The 20,527-nt window shown below is 53.5% G+C and carries 18 protein-coding genes; 13 read left to right on the top strand and 5 right to left on the bottom strand.

From position 1 onward, the window contains the following. Window positions 1-5 precede the first annotated feature (5 nt). From ACQ4N8_RS05160 to ACQ4N8_RS05130, 7 genes are all read left to right on the top strand, one after another. On the top strand, window positions 6-902 hold the full coding sequence (locus tag ACQ4N8_RS05160; protein ID WP_430703275.1) for a carbohydrate ABC transporter permease: 897 nt from the start codon (window positions 6-8) through the stop codon (window positions 900-902). Window positions 903-914: 12 nt separating this feature from the next. Beyond that, complete coding sequence (locus tag ACQ4N8_RS05155) at window positions 915-1,787, top strand: carbohydrate ABC transporter permease (RefSeq protein WP_430703274.1); 873 nt, start codon at window positions 915-917, stop codon at window positions 1,785-1,787. A gap of 25 nt (window positions 1,788-1,812) precedes the next feature. Beyond that, on the top strand, window positions 1,813-3,204 hold the full coding sequence (locus ACQ4N8_RS05150; RefSeq protein ID WP_430703273.1) for an FAD-dependent oxidoreductase: 1,392 nt from the start codon (window positions 1,813-1,815) through the stop codon (window positions 3,202-3,204). Continuing rightward, entirely contained in the window at window positions 3,204-4,208 is a 1,005-nt protein-coding gene (locus ACQ4N8_RS05145; protein ID WP_430703272.1) for an SGNH/GDSL hydrolase family protein, read from the top strand. The genes ACQ4N8_RS05150 and ACQ4N8_RS05145 overlap by 1 nt, the downstream gene beginning before the upstream one ends. Window positions 4,209-4,269: 61 nt before the next feature. Beyond that, complete coding sequence (locus ACQ4N8_RS05140; protein ID WP_430703271.1) at window positions 4,270-5,271, top strand: glycoside hydrolase family 130 protein; 1,002 nt, start codon at window positions 4,270-4,272, stop codon at window positions 5,269-5,271. A 222-nt stretch (window positions 5,272-5,493) separates the two neighbouring features. Continuing rightward, the gene (cyoE, locus tag ACQ4N8_RS05135) at window positions 5,494-6,432 is read left to right on the top strand and encodes a heme o synthase (protein ID WP_430703270.1); all 939 of its coding nucleotides are present in this window, start codon (window positions 5,494-5,496) and stop codon (window positions 6,430-6,432) included. A 14-nt stretch (window positions 6,433-6,446) separates the two neighbouring features. Then, a complete protein-coding gene (locus ACQ4N8_RS05130; RefSeq protein WP_430703269.1) occupies window positions 6,447-7,046 on the top strand; it encodes an SCO family protein in 600 nt (199 codons plus the stop codon). A gap of 153 nt (window positions 7,047-7,199) precedes the next feature. On the opposite strand, the gene ACQ4N8_RS05125 is transcribed toward ACQ4N8_RS05130, so the two are convergent. Together ACQ4N8_RS05125 and ACQ4N8_RS05120 are read right to left on the bottom strand one after the other, a co-directional pair. Beyond that, window positions 7,200-7,562 carry a toprim domain-containing protein gene (locus tag ACQ4N8_RS05125; RefSeq protein WP_430703268.1) on the bottom strand — a complete coding sequence of 121 codons (363 nt, stop codon included), beginning with the start codon at window positions 7,560-7,562 and terminating at the stop codon, window positions 7,200-7,202. Between the two features lie 395 nt (window positions 7,563-7,957). Then, window positions 7,958-8,119 (bottom strand): helix-turn-helix domain-containing protein, encoded by a 162-nt coding sequence (locus tag ACQ4N8_RS05120; RefSeq protein WP_430703267.1) that lies wholly within the window; start codon window positions 8,117-8,119, stop codon window positions 7,958-7,960. Between the two features lie 616 nt (window positions 8,120-8,735). Between ACQ4N8_RS05120 and nrdI the strand changes: the two genes are divergently transcribed. The 3 genes from nrdI (at window position 8,736) to nrdF (ending at window position 12,390) form a co-directional block, all read left to right on the top strand. Then, window positions 8,736-9,095, top strand: coding sequence for a class Ib ribonucleoside-diphosphate reductase assembly flavoprotein NrdI (nrdI, locus tag ACQ4N8_RS05115; protein ID WP_430703266.1), 360 nt, complete (start codon window positions 8,736-8,738; stop codon window positions 9,093-9,095). After that, a complete protein-coding gene (nrdE, locus tag ACQ4N8_RS05110; protein ID WP_430703265.1) occupies window positions 9,082-11,166 on the top strand; it encodes a class 1b ribonucleoside-diphosphate reductase subunit alpha in 2,085 nt (694 codons plus the stop codon). Before nrdI ends, nrdE begins: the two co-directional genes overlap by 14 nt. Before the next feature lie 264 nt (window positions 11,167-11,430). Continuing rightward, entirely contained in the window at window positions 11,431-12,390 is a 960-nt protein-coding gene (gene nrdF / locus ACQ4N8_RS05105) for a class 1b ribonucleoside-diphosphate reductase subunit beta (RefSeq protein ID WP_430703264.1), read from the top strand. A gap of 104 nt (window positions 12,391-12,494) precedes the next feature. Here nrdF and ACQ4N8_RS05100 read toward each other — a convergent pair whose 3' ends face one another. The 3 genes from ACQ4N8_RS05100 to ACQ4N8_RS05090 form a co-directional block, all read right to left on the bottom strand. Further along, window positions 12,495-14,576, bottom strand: coding sequence for a serine hydrolase domain-containing protein (locus ACQ4N8_RS05100; RefSeq protein ID WP_430703263.1), 2,082 nt, complete (start codon window positions 14,574-14,576; stop codon window positions 12,495-12,497). Window positions 14,577-14,758: 182 nt separating this feature from the next. Continuing rightward, window positions 14,759-14,884: a sporulation protein YjcZ gene (locus ACQ4N8_RS05095; RefSeq protein WP_430703262.1), complete on the bottom strand. Its 126-nt coding sequence runs from the start codon at window positions 14,882-14,884 to the stop codon at window positions 14,759-14,761. Between the two features lie 109 nt (window positions 14,885-14,993). After that, window positions 14,994-16,163: an MFS transporter gene (locus ACQ4N8_RS05090; RefSeq protein WP_430703261.1), complete on the bottom strand. Its 1,170-nt coding sequence runs from the start codon at window positions 16,161-16,163 to the stop codon at window positions 14,994-14,996. A 239-nt stretch (window positions 16,164-16,402) separates the two neighbouring features. Here ACQ4N8_RS05090 and ACQ4N8_RS05085 point away from each other — a divergent pair, with 239 nt between their 5' ends. The 3 genes from ACQ4N8_RS05085 (at window position 16,403) to ACQ4N8_RS05075 (ending at window position 20,436) form a co-directional block, all read left to right on the top strand. Next, window positions 16,403-16,843, top strand: a complete 441-nt coding sequence (locus tag ACQ4N8_RS05085) for a hypothetical protein (protein WP_430703349.1) — start codon at window positions 16,403-16,405, stop codon at window positions 16,841-16,843. A 28-nt stretch (window positions 16,844-16,871) separates the two neighbouring features. Beyond that, window positions 16,872-18,032 carry a transglutaminase domain-containing protein gene (locus tag ACQ4N8_RS05080; protein ID WP_430703260.1) on the top strand — a complete coding sequence of 387 codons (1,161 nt, stop codon included), beginning with the start codon at window positions 16,872-16,874 and terminating at the stop codon, window positions 18,030-18,032. Between the two features lie 358 nt (window positions 18,033-18,390). Next, on the top strand, window positions 18,391-20,436 hold the full coding sequence (locus ACQ4N8_RS05075) for a peptidoglycan D,D-transpeptidase FtsI family protein (protein WP_430703259.1): 2,046 nt from the start codon (window positions 18,391-18,393) through the stop codon (window positions 20,434-20,436). Window positions 20,437-20,527 lie beyond the last annotated feature (91 nt).

Genomic DNA, 20,527 nt, shown 5'->3' with positions numbered 1-20,527 from the left:
CGAAGATGGTTAAATGGAAGCGGCTTCGGGAGAACAGCCTGTTTCTTTTTCCTAGCGTCATCCTTACGTTGGCTTTAGGGATATATCCGTTGATTTGGATGCTGCGCTACATGTTTTACGATTACGTTGGATATGGAGAAGCTTTGTTCGTAGGTTTGGACAATTTCAGAAGACTGGCCGGCGATGAACAGTTTTGGGCGTCGGTCGGAAATACGTTCATTTTCGCCGGAGGCAAGCTGCTGCTGACGATACCTTTATCGTTGCTGTTGGCGGTATTGCTGAACGGCAAGCTGCGCGGCAGAAATTTGCTGCGGGGGATTTACTTCATGCCGACGGTGATTAGTACGGCGGTGATTTCGGTAGTATTTTACAACATCTTCAACTCTTATAACGGCATGATTAACCAATTGCTGATGAAATATCATATCATCGGGCAGCCGATCGATTGGTTGGGTCCGAAGCATGCGATGCTGACGGTTATTATCGTGGCCGTGTGGGGCGCGGTCGGCAACTATATGTTGTTGTTCCTGGCAGGGCTGCAAAGCATTCCCCAGGATTTGTACGAAAGCGCCGCGATTGACGGGGCTCATGCCGGACAGCGCTTCTGGCATATCACCATCCCGATGCTGGGTCCGGTGATGCAAATGATCATCATGCTGGCGATTATCGCATCGCTCAAGGGCTACGAAAGCATCATGGTCATCACCGAGGGGGGGCCGATCGGCAAGACGGAAGTGATGTACCTGTACTTGTATAAATTACTCTTCCCGGTATCAACGGGATCTCCGGTGACGCAGCAATTCGGTTATGGCAGCGCGGTGGGATTTGCAACAGCGATTATCGTCGGTGCGATTACCGCGGGCTACTATTTCTTGAGCAAAAAAATGAACAAGGTATTCTAGGGGGGCTAATAAATGAACGAACCGTCGATGGCGGGGAAAAAACAGGCCGCGCAAGCCGCTAAATGGATCGTGCGCCCGGTCATGTGGCTGTTTTTGCTGGCAACGGTCCTGCTTACCTTGTTTCCGATATTGATGACGATTCTCGGTTCCCTGAAAACCGGGGCCGAGATGATGAGCGGCGGGGATTTGCTGCCGAAGGAATGGCAGTTCCGCAACTATGTGGAGGCCTGGAACCAGACCAACTTTGCTGGATATACCTGGAACAGCATGTTCTTGAGCGTCATGAGCACCGTGGGAACACTGCTGGTGGCGGCGATGGCGGCTTACGTCGTCGACCGGCGGGACTTCCCGGGAAAAGCGTTGTACGTCGGGATACAGGCATCAACGATGTTTATTTCCGTCGGAGCGATCGTGCTGCGGCCGCAATTCGACCTGATGGTCAAGCTGCATCTGAACACGTCGTTATGGGGAGTTATTCTGATTTTGATCAGCGCCCATTCAAGCACTTTTTTTATACTGCAGGGGTTTTACAAATCGATTCCGCGTGAACTGGACGAAGCGGCCATGGTTGACGGGTCGGGCTTTATCCGCACTTTTTTCAAAATCATCCTGCCGCTGCTGACCCCGGGGCTGGGGGTTGCCGGGCTGTTCGCTTTCCGCCACGCCTGGAACGAATATATTTTGCCGCTGGTATTTACGATGACGAATCCGCAACTGCAGACGCTGACCGTGGGGCTGGCCAATCTTCGCTACGGCTCCTCGGCGGCGATGCAAATTCACTTGATGATGGCGGGAGCTTGCCTGTCGATTTTGCCGATGCTCGCTGTGTACATCTTGGCCAACAAGACCTTTATCCAGGTGACGGCGGGTTCCGTGAAGGGATAGATCATTTACGCATAGGAGGTTCATCATGAAGGAGAAACACATTACATTGCCGGTCCAAACGATTCCGGTGTCCTATGACGTCGACGTCTTGGTTGTCGGCGGGGGCGCTTCCGGCATCGCGGCCGCGATCAGTGCCGCCGAGGGCGGAGCGAAAACGCTGCTGCTCGAGCAAAGGGGCTTTCTGGGCGGCATGGGAACGGTCGCTTTGGTTCCGGCGTTTTGCCCTTTTACCGATAAGGAAAAGCCGATCATCCGCGGCATCGGGATGAAGTTGATGGAGCGGATGAAACAGGCCTGCAATGCCGATTATCGGGCCGAATACGGGCAAACGCTCGACTGGGTGCCGATCGACCCGGAGGTGCTGAAGCGGGTTTACGATGATGCCCTGACCGAAAGCGGGGTTTCGCTGTTATATCATACGTTTGTATTCGATGTTCGGCTGTCGGCCAATCGGAACACGGTGGAAGGCGTCGTCGCGGCCAACAAATCCGGCCGTTCTTTTATCCGCTGCCGCTACCTTATCGATGCGACCGGAGACGGCGATATCGCGGCGCTGGCCGGAGTGCCTTTCCAGAAGGGCGGCGATCAGGGCGAACTGCAGCCGGGGAGCATGTGTTATCTGCTGGCCAACGTAAACCGGGCGAGGTTTAACCGGTATTTGCAGGAGACGGGGGATAGCGGGCAACTGCACCAAACGGTAGAACGGGCGATGACTGAAGGAGCCTTGCCGGAAGGGCGCAAGTCGATCTCCGGTCTGGCCTGGGTGAACGATTATTTGGTAGGCGTGAATTTCGGGCATGTGTTTGGCATCGACGGGACGAAAGCGGAGGATTTAACGCGAGGCGCCATTGAGGGACGAAAACTGGCCGAACGCCAGGTCGACTTCTTCCGCAAGTATGTTCCCGGGTTCGAACAGGCGCATATGGTCGCCAGCGGGGAACAGGTCGGCATTCGGGAAACGCGCCGGATTCAGGGCGATTATGTATTGACCGTGGACGACTTCATAGGGGCGCGGTCCTTTCCGGACGATATTGCCCGTAACGCTTATTACATCGATATTCATTTGGCCGATCACAAGGGCGAAATGACCTTTAACCATCTGCCTCCGGGTCAATCGCACGGCGTGCCTTACCGGATTTTGCTTCCCGTCGGTCTTGACAATGTATGGGTAGCCGGCCGTTCCGCGTCTTCGGACCGGGCGGTCCAAGGATCCTTGCGGGTGATGCCCAACTGCTTTGCGATGGGGCAAGCGGCCGGTACAGCTGCGGCGATGGCCGCAAGGACTGGGGACACTTCGCGCGGAATCTCCGTGCCGCAACTGCAGCAAACTCTGCTGGAACGTGATGTATGGCTCGGAGAGGATTTTCGCGTATCCCTTTCCGTGAAAGGCATTGCTGCCGGAGAGGGAGAAATCTGATGAAAACGCAGCCGCTAACGGAAATTCCGCTTGACGAGGCATGGTTTCACGGCGCGGTTTCACTCGAACGGAAGCCTGAGGGGATCAAGCCGTGGCGGATCCCTTACGCGGATTACGAGTTGTTTCCGCCGGACGGGATCGGAACGAAGGGGGAGATTTGCGCCGGCATCCGGCTGCGCGTAAATACCGATTCATCGGCGATTTGCGTGAGATTTGCGCCTTTGACGGAAGAGGCGACGCTGGACTGTCTATGCAACGGGCGGCTTCACGCTGCGATAACGTTGTCCGCGGGAGCCACGGAGGCTGTTTTCCAGGGGCTGGCCGGAAGCCGGAAACTCGTGGAGATCTATCTGCCGCAAAATGCGGGGATGACCGTTGCGGGCATTTCGGTCGAAGAAGCCGCCGTTTGCATCCCCGAGCCGGATTTGCGCCCAAAATGGGTCGCCTATGGCAGCTCGATCACCCAATGCGTCGCTGCGGAGGGGCCTTCTTCGACCTGGCCGGCGATCGCCGCGCGGGAGTGCGGCTTCCATTTGACCTGCCTCGGATTTTCGGGCAACTGTCATTTGGAGCCGAGAGTCGCGAGGATGATCGCGGATTTGCCGGCAGACTTCATTTCGCTTTGCGTCGGCATCAATGTGTACGGCGCTGCATCCCTTAGCCCGCGGACGTTTCAACCTGCGCTGATCGGCATGATTGATACGATCCGGGACCAACATCCCGATACGCCGCTGCTCGTCATTTCGCCGATTTACGCGACGGACCGGGAAACGAACGAAAATCCGTTGGGTTTTACGCTCATGGCCATGCGCGAGGAAATTCGCCAAACGGTAGAATTGTTCCGAAGACGAGGCGACGGCCGCATATATTATGGCAACGGCCTGGATTGGTTCGGCGAAGCCGACAAGGAGAGGCTTTCCGACGGGCTTCATCCGGATGCCGAGGGCTACCGGCTGTTGGGGGAAAGGTTTAAGAAACGTATGCTGAGCATTTTTAATGGGTAAAGCTGCAGTCGCAAATGATACTCAACATTGACAGATCAGAAAAATCGGGGAGGAAAACGCGATGATCCATCAGGTTCCCAAATTATTAACCTCAAGTCCGGTTATCCGGCGCTATGAACATAATCCCGTGCTGGATGCGGCGCGCGTGCCGTACGACACGGCGCTCGTATTCAATGCGGGCGTCGCCAAGTTCGGCGGCAAATACGTCATGATCTTCCGCAACGACTACGGCTCGCTGGAGCAACAAACGATCGAGCCGCACCACACCACCGATCTCGGCATTGCCTTCAGCGACGACGGGCTCCATTGGCAAGCCGGGCCGAAGCCGGTGTTCAAGCTGCACGACGGGGAGATCATCCGGGCGTACGATCCGCGGTTGACCGTCCTGGACGGACGCTGTTACATGTGTTTTGCGGTCGATACACAGCATGGCATTCGCGGCGGGGTCGCCGTTACGGACGATCTGGAACACTTCGAAATCCTCAGTTTGTCGACGCCGGACCTGCGCAACATGGTGTTGTTCCCGGAGAAGATCGGCGGCAATTACATCCGCCTGGAGCGGCCCTTTACCGTATATGGACGCGGCGGGGCGGACCGGTTCGACACCTGGATTTCGCAGTCGCCCGATCTGGTGTACTGGGGCCGATCCGAAATGCTGCTGGCCGTGGAACAAGTTCCGTTCGCCAACGACAAGATCGGCCCGGCTGCGCCTCCGGTGAAGACGGACAAGGGCTGGCTGACAACGTTCCACGCCGTCGATATCGATCCCGCGCGCGGCAAAAACGGTTGGGAGCCCGCCTGGAAGAAACGCTATACGGCGGGGATTATGCTGCTCGATTTGGACGATCCGCGGAAGATCGTCGGGATGAGCAAGCAGCCGCTGATGGCGCCGGAAGCGAGCTACGAAACCGCCGACGGGTTCCGCAATGACGTGATTTTTCCCGGCGGGATGATTCTGGAGCCGGGCGGCGAGGTCAAGATTTATTACGGGGCCGCGGATACGGTGGAGTGTCTGGCCACCGCGCATGTAGATGATCTGATCAAGCTTTGTTTGGACAAATAATTGCACAACGGATAAAGGCCGCCGGATTATTCCGGCGGCCTTTGTGTCACCAAATTGTCATAATAACCATGCGATATTCCAACGATTGTCAAACATTTACGCGTTTTGATATGATAAAGTTTATAGCGAGAGGGTTAATCTGTTGAAAATTTATGAACTATTTATTGATATAAGTGATATCCCGACTCTATACCATACCATTTGTAGGAGGATTGAATCGCCGTGGACAAACCATTGAGTTACCAGGCTTCTGCGGAATCCGCTGCGTTGTCCGTGAGACCTGCTCCTCCGGGAGAAACGGCTACTTGGAAGGACTTTATCGCCTTGACCAAGCCGGGCATTTTGCGCTCGAACCTGATCGCTGCCTTCGCCGGCTTTTGGCTGGCTTCCCGCTGGGAGCTGAATTATTACCAATTGATTGTCATGTTGCTGGGAACTGCGCTGGTGATGGCGTCATCTTGCGTTTTTAACAATTATTTCGACCGGGAAATGGATACGAAGATGGCCCGAACGAAAAATCGCGCCCTCCCTACGGGGAAGCTGTCTCCGAAGACGGTGATGTGGTATGCTGTGGTTTTGGGCATTCTCGGCTTAACCGTGCTGTTCGCTTTTAGCGGGCCGCTGGCCGGGCTGTTCGGCGCCGTGGGCATGTTCGTTTATGTCGTCGTATATACGCTTTGGTTGAAGAGAACCTCCACCTGGAGCACTTCGATCGGAGCGATCTCCGGCGCTATGCCGCCGGTCATCGGTTATGTGGCGGCATCCGGCAAAATCGATCTGGGCGCTTGGATGTTATTCGCCCTGTTGTTCCTGTGGCAGCCGCCCCATTTCTGGGCGCTGGGCATCCGCCGCATGGAAGAATACCGGGCGGCCGGGTTTCCGCTGCTGCCGGTGGTGAAAGGCGTTCCGCGGACCAAGCTGCAGATGATCCCGTATCTGGCGTTGCTGATCCCGATTCCGGCTTTGATGTATGCCTACGATTACACCGGCATTTGGTTCCTCGTGATCGGGGAAATTCTATCGGTCGCATGGTTTCTCATGGCGCTTCAAGGGTTTCGGGCCAAGGATAACGATGCTTGGGCGAAGAAAGTATTTTTGTTTTCCGTGAACTATTTGACGATCGTATTGATCGTGATGATTCTCGATACGGTAAGGTTGTAATGGAGGTCTAGGGGATGGCCGTACTGAAGAAGTACAAGTGGACGTGGATTTTACTGGCCGTATGCGTGGTTCTGGCCGGATACTTGCTGTGGGATACGTATTCCAAACCAAAGCTGCCGGTGATCCGTCCCGTTGCCGATTTCAGCATGGAGAACGTGGACGGCAAAACGGTGACGCTGGAGGACACGAACGGCAAAGTCCGGCTGTTTTATTTCTTTTTTGCCAATTGTCCGGATGTTTGTCCGATCACGACCTTCCGGCTTAGCCAGGTACAGGATATTTTGAAGGAGCAAGGCTTGTTCGGCACGGACGCTTCGATCGTCTCCATTACCTTTGATCCGGAGCGCGACACGCTGGAGAATGTCAAAGCGTTCGGCGATAAATTCAAGGCGGATTATTCGGGCTGGTATTTCCTGCGCGGGGATCAGCAGAAGACGATCGATCTGGCGATGGACTCGTTTAAGATCCTGATCAATAAAGACGAGGACGGCAATTTCGTGCACATGGACCTGATCGGTCTCGTGGACCGCGAAGGGCGACTGCGCGAAATTTATCGGCCCGAAGCGACTCCTCAGGAAATTGCCGCGGGCGTGAATAGTCTGGCCCGGGAGTAGTGCCGGAAGTCGCTAGTCTGCTTTTCAGCGCCGAGAAGGTTGGATGAAGTTAGGGAGTGAGTAGCGGAGCGTAGGCAAAACCTACGTGAGCAACGGAGTGACCGTGCTGAATCAAGATTCGACGCCGAATCTGCATCCAGAACTACATCGCGATCAAAAGTCGCCTTTTTCGTATGAAGCCGGCGGGGGATATTGGATATATTCCTCCAGCCCGGCTTTTTCCAATTGGGCGATCACGTATTCGTCGGGCGTGCCCTCTACGCCGGCATATCCCTTTCGGGTATAGATTTGCACCGCATCGGGAAAAGCATCCCGCAGCACCCCGCGGATGCGTTTGCCGGACGGATCGTTATCGAGAAACAGGAACAGTTCATCGTCCTTGATTTTTTTCCGCAAGCTTTCCAGCTTTTCGTTGTTTAACGTGCCAAACGTGCAGTAAATGTTGATCTCTTCGTCCAGCAGGCGCCGCAGCTTGCTCCGGTCGTTTTTGCCTTCGACAATGATGCTGATGTTCAAACTATAATCACCCCGCGGAATGAAGATTGGACCGGTTCGGTACGCTTATAGTTTATACCGGGCGGCGGATGTGATGCAAAGCGGTCCGTTCACAAGGTTTTGTACGAAAAATCGTACAAAAGCGCTCATAAGCCGTCCCGATGCAGGGGTTTATACGAAAAATCGTACAAAAGCGCTCGAGTGATGCCCCGAAGCGGCGGTTTTGTATGAAAAATCGTACAAAAGCGCTCATGATCCATCCATAAGCAGGGGCTTTGTACGAAAAATCGTACAAATGCAATCGTGCGTAGCGGCGTGACGTAAACTGAGGCATGTATACTATAATTAACGTGTTTTCCTTGCATTGTGCGGCTATACATCACTGGGCAGCGCCACCGGTTCAACGATCACGTAACTTACTCGTCCTCCATTACAAGAAGTTCATGCAGGCTGATGTTTAAAGTCTTACAAATTACATCAAAAGTACTAAGATGAACTCTGTCGACTTCCATGGAACAAAGGTGGTTTATGGTGTTTGGTCTTAATCCTGTTAGTCTTGCCAATTCACGCTGAGACATATTCCGCTGGAATCCAGGGACCTTAAGGCCCCAAAACAGGTGGCCCCAAATTGTAACGGACTGAGGAGGCGTTATTTCGCTCGAATCGGCACAAATGACCTCCAATGAGGTAGAATAGCGCCTCTCGAGTCCGTTACAGCGGGAAATAACCGGGAAATGAGAAAATAACGTCATTGAGGTCCGTTACGGCGACAGTGGCGGCAGAGGGTAGCAGTGGCAGTAACGCAGAGGGGAGCAATGGCAGTAGCGGCAGCCGTGTATGGCCTGAGCGGCAAGGCACATCGACGGCAGGCTAGAGGCGGTAGATGCATACAAAATAGCAACTTGATCAATGACGCCGGTCAGGCGTTTTTTATTTTGACAGAGAATTTTTTCAAAAAAACTTATCAACAGCATGTCCGACGCCAGCGCTTGCTATGAAGCGAGATTGCCGCGTTTTTCCACATTATCCACAGGTTTTTCAAGCTGGTCCGGGCGATTAGCAGGATTGACAACACTATATATAGGTATTAAATTGAGTTAATACAACAATATATTGTTTTTGCGTAAATTTTCGTTTTTACATTTAAAAATAAAATCACCACTAGGTTGACAGAGGAAAAGTGAGGGAGTAACGATGCTGATTGCGTACGATTCCAAAACGGGAAATGTGAAAAGGTTCATTCAGAAGCTCGAATGGCCCGCCGTACAAATCGACGAGGGCATGACGCTGGAGGAGCCGTTTGTGCTGATTACATATACGACCGGGTTCGGACAGGTGCCGACGAAGGTCACCGCTTTTCTGGAGCAAAACCATGAGCGGCTGCTCGGCGTTGCTGCCAGCGGCAACCGTAACTGGGGAGAACGGTTTGCGAAGAGCGCGGATTTGATCGCGGAGCGTTACCGCGTTCCGGTCGTGGCCAAATTCGAGCTGTCGGGAACGAAGAAGGATGCGGAAAGATTCAAGCAGGAGGTGAGCCGGGTTGCGGCATATTGAGCTGAATAATCTATTGATGAAGCGGGACGAAAACGGGTTCTTTCAACTGGAGAAGGACCGGGAGGCCGTCGCCGAGTTTATGGAAGAGGTGGCCCGCAAGAGCGTGACCTTCCCGAGCGCGACCGACAAAGTGCGGTATATGATCGAGAACGATTACTACGAAAATGTGTACGAGCAGTATACGGCTGACGAGGTCGAGGGCGTATATGCCATTACCCATAGCTACGATTTTGAGTTTCCGTCTTATATGGCGGCTTCGAAGTTTTACAATGACTACGCGTTGAAAACGAACGACAAGTCCAAGTTTCTGGAGCATTATCCGGACCGGGTCGCGATCGTGGCGCTTCACCTCGGCCGGGGCCATGCGGATACCGCCAGCACGCTGGCTCGCTCCATGATGGAGCAGCGGCTGCAGCCCGCCACTCCGACGTTCCTGAACGCGGGTAAAAGCCGTCGCGGCGAGATGGTTTCCTGCTTCCTGCTGGAAATGGACGATTCGCTGAATTCGATCAACTACGTGCTGAATACCTGCATGCAGCTGTCCAAAATCGGCGGTGGCGTCGCGGTGAACCTGTCGAAGCTGCGCGGGCGCGGCGAAGCGATCAAAGGCGTGGAAGGCGCGGCCAAGGGGATCATGCCGGTGTTGAAGCTGATGGAGGACGCCTTCTCCTATGCCGACCAGATGGGGCAGCGCAAAGGCTCGGGCGCAGGGTATTACAACATTTTCGGCTGGGATGTCGCCGAGTTTCTGGACAGCAAAAAAATCAACGCCGATGAGCGGATCCGCCTGAAAACCCTGTCGATCGGCCTGATCGTCCCTAACCGTTTCTACGAGCTGGCCAAGGCGAACGAGCCGTTGTACGTGTTTGGACCTTACAGCGTCTATCAGGCTTACGGCACGCATCTCGACGACATGGACCTGGACGTGATGTACGACAAGCTGCTCGCCGACGAACGGGTCAAGAAGAGAAAGCTGATGAGCGCGCGGGACATGCTGACCAAAATCGCTATGGTTCAACTCGAATCCGGCTACCCGTACATCATGAACAAGAGCAATGCCAACAACCAGCACGCGCTGAAAAACATCGGGCAAGTCAAAATGTCCAACCTGTGCACGGAAATCTTCCAGCTGCAGGAGACGTCGGAGATTATGGATTACGGCCAGGCGGATGCCATCCGCCGCGACATCAGCTGCAACCTCGCGTCCCTGAACATCGTGAACGTGATGGAGCGGAAGAAAATTCGCGAATCCGTCCATGAAGGCATGGTGGCGCTCACGGCCGTCAGCGACATGACGAACATTTCGAACGCTCCCGGCGTCGCCAAAGCGAACCGCGAGATGCATTCCGTCGGACTTGGCGTGATGAACCTGCACGGATTTTTCGCCAAAAACAAAATCGCTTACGAAAGCGAACAGGCCCGGGATTTTGCCCGGACGTTCTTTATGATGATGAATTACTATTCGCTGGAAAAAAGCATGGAGATCGCCGTGCAGACCGGAGAGGTCTTTGCCGGTTTCGAGCGGTCCGAGTATGCGACAGGCGAGTATTTCGACCGCTATGTGAATACGGATTACCGCCCGCAGACCGTGAGGGTGGCCGAGCTGTTTACAGGCATGCCCATTCCGTCTCCGCAAGACTGGGCCGAGCTGAAGCAGGCGGTGATGAAGAACGGCTTGTACCATGCCTACCGTCTGGCGATCGCGCCGACCGCCAGCATTTCGTACATCCAGAACGCCACCTCGAGCGTGATGCCCGTCGTGGAGCAGATCGAAACCCGGACCTACGCGAACTCGACGACCTATTATCCAATGCCTTACTTAAGCGCGGAAAATATTTTTTACTATAAATCCGCTTATCAGATGGACCAGTTCAAGGTGATCGACCTGATCGCGGAAATCGCGCCGCATATCGACCAGGGCATCTCGACGATCCTGCACGTCAACAGCAATGTGACGACCCGTCAACTGGCGCGCTATTATTTGTACGCCGCGCATAGAGGGCTCAAATCGCTGTATTATACCCGGACGAAGAAGTTGTCCGTGGAAGAATGCCTCACCTGCTCGGTTTAAAGGTAGTTCAAAAAGTTATCTTTGGATCACGAAGTTGGTCATGGAGCGGATTCGGCTCGAATCTTGAATTGAGTCGGGCCTTCTGTTGCTCACGTACCCCAAACGTACGCTCCGCTACTCAGTCCCTAGCTTCATTCAACCTTCTCGGTGCTCCAAACCTGACTTTTTGAACCTTCATCGAAATGGTAGTTCAAAAAGTCGTCTTTTGATCACGAAGCAGGACAGATTATTTACGGAAGATACAGAAAGGATGAACGAACAGCAATGTGCGCATTACGAGCTGTCAACTGGAACCGTCCGGACGACGATTTTACGATGATGTTCTGGAATCAGAACATTATGCAGTTCTGGACGGATGATGAAATCCCGTTGTCCGACGACAAGATGTCCTGGATGACGTTAAGCGAAGATGAAAAAGAAGCGTATATGAAGGTGCTCGGCGGCCTGACGCTGCTCGACACGGTGCAGGGCGGCGTCGGCATGCCGCAGATCATGGAGCATGTGGACGGCCTGCAGCGCAAAGCCGTGCTTGGCTTTATGGGCATGATGGAGCAAATTCACGCCAAGTCTTACAGCAGCATTTTCACCACGCTGGCTTCGAATGAAGAGATCGACGACATTTTCCGCTGGGTCGAGCAAAATCCGATGCTCCAGACGAAGGCGGAGACGATCCGCCAGTACTACACCAGCATCAACTCCCCGCGCGAGCTGTATTTGGCCATGGCGGCGTCCGTTCTGCTTGAAAGCTATTTGTTTTACAGCGGCTTCTTTTATCCGCTTTATTTGGCCGGTCAGGGCAAGATGACCTGCAGCGGCGAGATCATCGACCTGATCCTGCGCGACGAGAGCATCCACGGCGTGTATGTCGGCGTGCTGGCGCAGGAGGTTTACGCGCAAATGAACGAGGACGAGCAGAAGGATGTATCCGAAACGCTCGAAGGGCTGCTGCATTACTTGCATGCCAACGAGGAGCGGTACACCGAGCAGATTTATACGAAGATCGGGCTGGTGGACGAAGTCAAGGCATTCCTGCGGTACAACGCCAATAAGGCGTTTATGAACCTCGGCCTGGAGCCGCCGTTCGAGGAGGAAGAGATCAATCCGATCGTGTTCAACGGCATCCGTACCGACACCAAGCAGCACGACTTCTTCTCCAAAAAAGGCAACGGCTATGTGCGCGCGCTCAATGTCGAGCCGCTCACGGACGACGACTTCAATTTCTAAGTTGGTCAGGCCGGAGGGGCTTTCATATAAAAAAAACAGGGTGTACGCTCACGAATTTGCGGTGAGGCACCCTGTTTTTTTCGCTAAAGATAAACTATGAGCAGTTATGAGTTCAAGGAAATGCGGAAGGTCGCGCCCGGGTCACCGATAAAAACAACCTTTCCGTTTTCCGGCAGTTTCACTTGGTTGCCGCCGCCGGCTGCCGAAAAGTTCACGCATGCGCCGGAAGCATCATACACCGCAAAGGACGTTTTGGCCGGCAGGTCGACGGTCAAAGTTTTGCCGGCGGCTTTGGCCGGAACGGAGAACCAGCGGGCTTGTTCGTCCGGACGCAGGGTCACCGACGACTTCTTCCCGGGGTACAACGCCTTTACTTGGTCTTCGCTCAAGTACAGGGAGCCTGCGGCTTCCAGGTATTCCGCCCCTTGCCGGGCGAAGAAACGGAATTCCACGGCGTCCCGGCTTCCCATCGCCGGAATCTGGTGTTTGCCCATCATCGTGGAAGGCCCCGTGATTTGTTTGTCCAGCACATAGCCGGGCAGATTATCCGTCAAGCCGATTTCTACGGTCGGCAGCATCATGAAGTAAGCCAGCGAGCTGTATTTTTCCGATACCAGGAAATAGGATTTCCCATCGCGCTTCTTCCAGGCCGCCTCGGTTTCCGGCGGGATTGCGTTCTCCTCGAGCTTCTCGGCGGAATATTGATTCAGCGCCAGTTGCCCTAACTCGGGAACGGTTGCGTATTGTCTTTCCCAGAGATAAGTGCGCCCGTTTTTCTCCTTCGCGAAGCCGACCTTCAGGCTGCCATCTTCACTGATGAAGGTGCCGTCCGCCGTATAAATCAGTTTCATAGCAGCCGGTTCCTCCGGCGCGAATGGAGACGACACTTTTAATTCGCCGTCTGCGGCGTCGATCCGGATCAATTGGTTCGTGGCACCGTAGAAACCGCTATATTTGGCCATCTCGTCCGGCATGTCGGCTTTCACCGGTGTCCCGAAGGATTTGGCGGGCTTCAGTTCGGAAATCGTTCCTTTGGCTTTTAACGCTTGCAGCAGCAGCTCATTTGCCAGCAATTGGTTGAGCGAGCTGGAGCCTCCGGAGGACAACACGGCCGCCGCCATATGCTGCTCCGGCAGCACGACGAGCTCGGCGTGATACATCAAGGTATCTCCGCCCTTGGCCAACGCCTTGATTCCGTAATTGTTAAAAGGGAAGAGCCTTACGCTATCCCAGCCCAGTCCGAAATCAAAGGAATTGTCCGCTTCCTGCGGCCACAGGCCATTCCGGTATTCCGCCTGCGCCATGGCGTTAACCGCTTGCTCCGACAAGATGCCTTTGGCTTCTCCGGTAAACAGGCCGGCGAATTTCACGAGATCCTCGGCGGTCGAGTAGATGCCGCCCGTCCCGATGACGTTCACCGTTTCGTTCGGCAGTTGTCCCGGCACTCCGGGAGCATAAAGCGCCGCCATCCGGCTTGCATCAATTTCATCCAGAGGCGTAAGGGTATGCTCCATGTTTAACGGTTCGGTGAAATACTGGTGGATAAAATCGGTGAAGTCCATCCCGCTGACGCGTTCGACCAGAATCTCCGCCAACGTAAACCCGTCGTTGCAATACACCGAAAACGCGCCCGGATCGGCCTTCAGGGTTTGATCGGCCAGTTGTTCAAGCAGCGTATCGTGGGCGTAAGCATCGTTATCTTCGAACAAAAAAGCGTTGGCCAGGCTAGAGCCCTGCAGGCCGGAGGAATGGTTGAGCAGCATCCGCGGCGTGATCTGCTTATATCGGTCGTCTTTCATTTTAAAATCCGCTATGTAATGGAAGAGCGGAGTATCCAAGTTAATCTTGCCTTGGTCCACCAGCTTCATTACGGCGGCGGCCGTAAACATTTTGCTGGTCGAACCGATCCCGTATATCGTGTCTTTGGTCAACGGAATTTTTCCTTCGGCGTCGTTGATGCCGGCTTGTCCCGACACGACGACCTTTCCGTTGTCCACCAAGGCATACTGGACGCTCGTCGTTCCGTAAGTACCGGTCAGAAGCGCCGCTTTCTCGGCGGCGATCTTCGCCAATCCCTGCGTCGAAGAATCGGTTGTCGCCTCCGTTCCGGCCGCCATCGCTCCTGTCGGCAAGAGCAGCGAGACCATGAGCAGGATAGCCAGCCATGCGGATCGTTTTTTCTTCAAAAAAAGGACCTCCTTCAATGTGATGTATATGTTAGTACGGTTTTGGGCAGGAAGAGTTTCTGTTTATGAGGAAAATATTACCTCGGGAAGGGATAAGGTGAATAGAAGATCCGTCACGGGCCAATCCAACGCAAAACGGCCTGCCCGAGCGGCAGACCGAATTGAACATCCGCTTGTTTGGATTAGTACAGAGGAGCACGAAGAATGATGACCAGCAAAATGTACAACACGAGGATCGTCCCCGTCGATGTCCAGAAACCATAGCCAGGACCTACAGAGCCCGGTCCGCAATTGTCAACGCCACCCATCTGTGTTCACCCCGCTTTCGGCTTGGTAGGTGTTTACACCTTATCTTATGTAGGACACCTATCCGTGCCCTGTGCGGCAGCCTAAACCGGAACGAAATATCAAGCGGCCTCAATGATGATGGCCGGCTCCGGCTCCGATCGGCGGGGGTGTTGTACCGGCATACTTCTTCGGCGGTACGAGGACAATGACGAGCATCAACAGGACGAAGGCCAGAAAGTAAGGCGAATGCGAGCCGTGCATCGCGCCTGCGGCAATCGGGCCGATAAACGAACCCAGCGACATGGCGATCGATTGCAGGGAAAACACCGTCCCCAGCCGTTTCCCGCCGCTTAAGTCGATAAACAAGGAGGCGATTGCCGGAAAGACGACACCCTTGGCCATACCCAAAGCGAACAGGGATACGGGAAGCGGAATGAAATCGAGGGCGGCCAGCGCAAAGAAAGATAAGGCGATGCCCAGGATGCCGACGCTCGCTCTGATGTAGGGGGAATATTTGCTCAAAAATAACATCGACAGCGTCACAAGCGCCCCCAAGCTGATGATGGAGAAGTACAGGCCCGTATGCATGATACCCGAGGTTCCCCCAGCTTGCAGCGGCAGTTCAAAGAACAAAATACCCTGGGAGCAGGCGACGGCAAGCGGCAGCATGTAGTAGCGGAGCGGGATGACGTTGATTTTGACCGGAATGTGGGCTTCGGATAACGGCTTCGCCGAGGCGGACGGGACCGTTTTGGCCGGTTCTTTGATGGTAAAAATCGCGATGATCCCGGTCGTGATCAACAGCCAGCCCAACATCTGAAAGGTGAGCGTAAAGCCCGATTGGGCCACCAGGAAGGCGCCGGCCGCCGGCGATACTACGGAAGCTACGGTGTGCATGACCCCATGACCGGCCATCAGCTTGCCTTGCTGCACCGGATTTTTGGATAGCGAAGCGAGCAAAGCCAAACAGGCGGGCGACAAAAAGGCGAGCACAAACCCGCTGATCGACCTTAAGACAAGCAACTGCCACGGCTCCGTCACATGGGCTTGCAGCAGCAGGATGATCCCGGCGGTGAGCAAGCTGAAGATCATGTACCCCCGGCTGCCGTGGCGGTCGACGCCCTGGCCTGCGATGAGATTGCCCGGCAAATGCGTCAACGCATAGATGCCCATCATCCAGCCGATGAACGTCGGGGCGGCTCCGAGGGACAGCGCAAACGGAGTCAGGATCGGATACTGGGCGTGCAGGTCGAAGAAAGCGAGAAACATGAAAAAGTACAGCCAGAAGGCGATTTTCACGCGGTTGCCCTCCCTTTTTTGTAAAAGACTTATCCCTCTACTTGTACGCAAGGTAGGACGAACTTATACCTTTTAAAAGGTAGTTGAAATTGGAAGATGCGGGATTTTAAACAGAAAAGGGGTTAAGCTGACACCGCTATGGGCCATCATGTATAATGGAAGAGCAACCTTTGCGTTGCCGAATAGGGCTAATAAGATAGGCATCATTTACAAAATGGGGTTTAGGAGTGTTAATCATGATGGATGTTCAAGTATGGACGGAATTTTTGCAGGAAAACTGGCTGGTAATCGTGGTTGCGCTGGTCATCCTTTTTCTGGTGATCAATTTCGTGAAAACGGTCGTGAAATGGGCGCTCGTGCTGGTCATCGCCGCCTTCATCATTATCTATAGTGGAATTACGCTGAAGGATATCGGCGAAGCGGTAACGACGGTCAAGGAACAGGCGGTCAACATCAGCAAAAGCGAAGCTTTGGACATGATGAAGAACGAAGCGAAAGAAGCCCAGTTGATTCAAAATCCGGACGGTACGTTTACGATCACGACGCCGAATCTGGAAGTAACCGGCCAAACGGGCAGCGACAAAGTGAAAGTATCCTTTCACGGGGTCTCTCTGGGCGAATGGTCGGTGAACGAGACGCTGGAAGCTTTCATCCAGGAAGCGAAACGAAATTCGCAATAAATGATCACCTTAGAACGCGGGGGTTGACATGACGGTTGACATAACGACGGTGCTGCAAAGCTTGCGCGAATACAATTTGATATCGGTGCTGCTGTTGTTCGTTCTGTTGGGCTCGATGCTCCAAGGGCTGCTTCGCGGGGCCTCCCGGTCGGCAGGCCGGCTGTTTGCCTTGCTCAGCGGCGGCGTGTTGTCGGTGCTTGGCATCGCGGCCGCGATTCCGTTAACCCTCTGGTTGTCCCCCAAGGTCCAGGTTTGGCTGTCGGCGTTGCCGCTTCCGGAGCGCGAGCTGGCCCAGTGGGAGCAGGTATTTTATACGATTGTCATGGCGGTGCGGGATTTTCCGTTGATGCGCTTTGCCGTGGTATTTATTTTGTCGTACTGGCTGATCCGTACTCTGGTTGGCTTGGCGTCGATCTTTGTGCGCGGCGGCGGCAACCTGTTCGGTTGGCTGGCTTCCGGCGGGGATCGTCCGGCTTCGTTCCTCAGCCGCTTGACCGGAGCGTGCATCGGCGCGGTGATCGGGGCGGCGCGCTGCCTGGTGCTGATCGCCGTATTGTTCATCGCGGTTACCTTGTTTCCGGACAGCGGCTTCAGCCGCTACGTCGAGGCTTCCCCGGTATACCAGCAAGGGGCGCGCAGCGTGATCGAGCCGCTTACCGGCAATTTGATCAAAGAGAAGCTGCCGGTCTTTACCCGTAGCGTCGAAGCCGAGCTTGGCAGCATCCTGCAGCAGAAATATGAAGTGATCGACGCCAATATCCCGCAGGATATCGAGCTGGCGGCCGCGGAAGTGACGAAAGGCGCGGACAGTGACGAGGAGAAGGCCCGCAAGCTGTACGATTGGGTCGGAACGCGGGTGTCATACGATTACGATAAAGTGAGAGACTATGAGGACAAGGGAATTTGGCATGAGCAAACGCCGCAAATGACGTTCGATACCAAACGCGGCGTCTGCATCGACTACTCCCGGCTGTATGCCGTGATGGCCAGATCGCAGGGTCTGGAGGTCAAGGTCGTGACCGGCCTCGGATACGACGGTCAAGGCGGATACGGTCCGCATGCCTGGAACGAGGTGTACCTGTCGGAGAAGGACGCCTGGATTCCGCTCGACTCCACGTGGGCGAAAAGCGGGAACTGGTTCGATCCGCCGGCCTTTGCCGAGACCCACGTCCCCGACAAACTAATTTGAGAGGATGTTCAAAGAGTCATCTTTGGATCACGAAGCAATTGCGAAGAAGCGGATGCGACGTCGAATCTTGAATCAGCCGGGCCTTCCGTTGCTCACGTAGGTCTGCCTACGCTCCGCTACTCACTCCCTAGCTTCATCCAACCTTCTTGGTGCTCCAAACCTGACTTTTTGAACCTTCATTGAAACGGTCGTTCAAAAAGTCATCTTCTTATCACGAGGCAGGTCAAGAAGTGGATTCGACGACGAAAATTTTGGCAAGGGGTTGTAACTTCACCGCTACCCATTTCGTTATGTTAGTATATAGAAGGTTGTCATATATTAAATTTAAGATTCATGGGATAGAAAGTAGGGAAACGCAGTGAAAAGCGCTTATGCGGAAGACCCGCGCGAACAGGAAATCGCGATGCAGAGACATTTTAATATCAGGCTGAACATGTTCTTCTTCAGCGCTTTCGCCATTTTTACCGTCATTATCGTGCGTCTTGCCATTTTGCAGTTCGTGGAAGGGCCGACCTTATCCCAGCAGGAGAGCAATCTCCGGGTCAAGGACATCCCGCTTTCGCCGACCCGCGGGACCATTTATGCGGATAAGGGAGAGAAGCTGGCCTACTCCACGCCCGTGCAGTCGCTGTATATCACGCTGCAGAAGGATTACAGCAGCACGACGGACACCGGAAAGAAGAACCGTCCGGAAGCTATGGCTTTGGCAGACAAATTAAAGGAAGTGTTCGACAAGTACGGCAAGGCGGAATCTAAAATGACCAAAGATGACATTATCGAAGCTATGGATCTGGATTACCGGAAGCAGAACGGTTTTTCACCGCGCCGGATCAAAACGAGTTTGACTAGGGAAGAGGTTGCTTATTTTCTGGAGCGAAAGGATCAGTATCCAGGGATCGAGGTTGTGGAGGAAAGTATCCGGCATTACGATAAGGATACGGTGGCTGTTCAGGCGATCGGGTATTTGAAGAAATTCTCCAGCGCGTCGACTACAGAGGCTTCGGATCTCCAGTATTATAAAAATATCCGGGAACAAAAGGACACGGACCCGGCACTGCAATACACAGAAACAGAGCTCGTCGGTTATGACGGGTTGGAGCTCTATTATCAGGAGCAACTTCGTGGGAAGAATGGTTATAAGAGCGTGCCGATCGACCCTCGTAATATGGCGACCGGTATTGCGGAGGTGACTCCACCCGTAAAAGGATATGATCTGCATATAAATATTAATAAAAATATTCAAATGGTTGCCGAGCAGGCGATCCTTGACCAGATCGATTGGGTGCATAAAAATCCTGTTTCGGGCCAAACCCATCCTAATGCCAAAACCGGGTATGCTGTAGCTATGGAAGTTGATACCGGTAATGTAGTAGTCATGGCAAGTATGCCGGATTATGACACGAATATGTGGCAGTCTGGCGGTATTGCTTCGGATGATTGGTCCAAAATTATGACTAATTATCAGAACGGGACTATTACTCCGATCAGTTCGGGTCGTTCAGGTCACGATTTTGATTCTGCTGTTCTGCTTGGCTCAACGATCAAGCCCTTGTCCGTATTGATTGGTCTTAATGAGGGGCTGTTCAAGTCGACTGATTATTACCCTGATACGGGTATCGCTTATTTCGGGAAGAATGATTCTTCCAGCGTACGCAACTCGGGGAGACATGCTTATGGACAGATTAAACCTACTGATGCGATTCGCCATTCCTCTAATACCTTTATGGTTGATATGGTTGGAGAGAAACTTTGGAAAAAGTACGGGTCGGAGGGGATTGATGTTTGGGATAAGTACATGAAAGAATTCGGCCTTGGGGTTTCGACCGGGGTTGATCTTCCTAAAGAATTTTTAGGTAAATTGGGGTATACAGATGAGCGGGAAACATCGTTATCTCGTTTAGTATATGCTTCATTTGGTCAACAAGCCGGATATACGACGATGCAATTAGCTCAATACACTGCGACATTAGCGAATCGCGGCTTGAGGATGGAACCACATGTTGTTAACAAAATAACGGATGAGAACGGGAAAATTATTAAAGAATTTAAGTCAAAGGTACTGAATAAGATTGAGTTTAAAGATGCTTATTGGGATACAGTGATTAATGGGATGAGGACCGATGTATCGGCCTTTAACGGGTTCCCGTATGATTTTGCACGGAAGACGGGGACCTCAGAGCAATGGGGAGCCGGGGAGAACAGGGATAACGGTGTATTTATCGCCTTTGCGCCACGCAAAAATCCGAAACTTGCCGTTGCGGTCATTATCCCGGAAGGTGGGTTTGGAGCTTGGAGCGCTGCTCCGGTCGCCCGTAAAATTTTCGACGCTTATGATCAGGAATACGGCTTGGATGGGATCCCGAAGAAAGTCAATAACCAACAATCCCCCGAACCAAATGAATGATAATGAAGACAGACACAAAGAATAGTGCTCAATGATATTATATAAAATAGAAAACGAGTTTAACTGGGACTGACCCCCTAATATGAGACAA

The sequence above is a fragment of the Paenibacillus macerans genome (genome assembly GCF_050565405.1).
GTDB lineage: Bacteria > Bacillota > Bacilli > Paenibacillales > Paenibacillaceae > Fontibacillus > Fontibacillus macerans_B.
Note: the sequence above shows the minus strand (reverse complement) of the source record. Positions and strands in the feature narration are given on the sequence as shown.

What these genes read in the sequence shown, in the direction of transcription:
- ACQ4N8_RS05160 (WP_430703275.1), top strand. Translation starts at nt 6, where the DNA reads ATGGTTAAATGGAAGCGGCTTCGGGAGAACAGCCTGTTTCTTTTTCCT.
- ACQ4N8_RS05155 (WP_430703274.1), top strand. Translation starts at nt 915, where the DNA reads ATGAACGAACCGTCGATGGCGGGGAAAAAACAGGCCGCGCAAGCCGCT.
- ACQ4N8_RS05150 (WP_430703273.1), top strand. Translation starts at nt 1,813, where the DNA reads ATGAAGGAGAAACACATTACATTGCCGGTCCAAACGATTCCGGTGTCC.
- ACQ4N8_RS05145 (WP_430703272.1), top strand. Translation starts at nt 3,204, where the DNA reads ATGAAAACGCAGCCGCTAACGGAAATTCCGCTTGACGAGGCATGGTTT.
- ACQ4N8_RS05140 (WP_430703271.1), top strand. Translation starts at nt 4,270, where the DNA reads ATGATCCATCAGGTTCCCAAATTATTAACCTCAAGTCCGGTTATCCGG.
- ACQ4N8_RS05130 (WP_430703269.1), top strand. Translation starts at nt 6,447, where the DNA reads ATGGCCGTACTGAAGAAGTACAAGTGGACGTGGATTTTACTGGCCGTA.
- ACQ4N8_RS05120 (WP_430703267.1), bottom strand. Translation starts at nt 8,119, where the DNA reads ATGTCTCAGCGTGAATTGGCAAGACTAACAGGATTAAGACCAAACACC.
- nrdI (WP_430703266.1), top strand. Translation starts at nt 8,736, where the DNA reads ATGCTGATTGCGTACGATTCCAAAACGGGAAATGTGAAAAGGTTCATT.
- nrdF (WP_430703264.1), top strand. Translation starts at nt 11,431, where the DNA reads ATGTGCGCATTACGAGCTGTCAACTGGAACCGTCCGGACGACGATTTT.
- ACQ4N8_RS05095 (WP_430703262.1), bottom strand. Translation starts at nt 14,884, where the DNA reads ATGGGTGGCGTTGACAATTGCGGACCGGGCTCTGTAGGTCCTGGCTAT.
- ACQ4N8_RS05085 (WP_430703349.1), top strand. Translation starts at nt 16,403, where the DNA reads ATGGATGTTCAAGTATGGACGGAATTTTTGCAGGAAAACTGGCTGGTA.
- ACQ4N8_RS05080 (WP_430703260.1), top strand. Translation starts at nt 16,872, where the DNA reads ATGACGGTTGACATAACGACGGTGCTGCAAAGCTTGCGCGAATACAAT.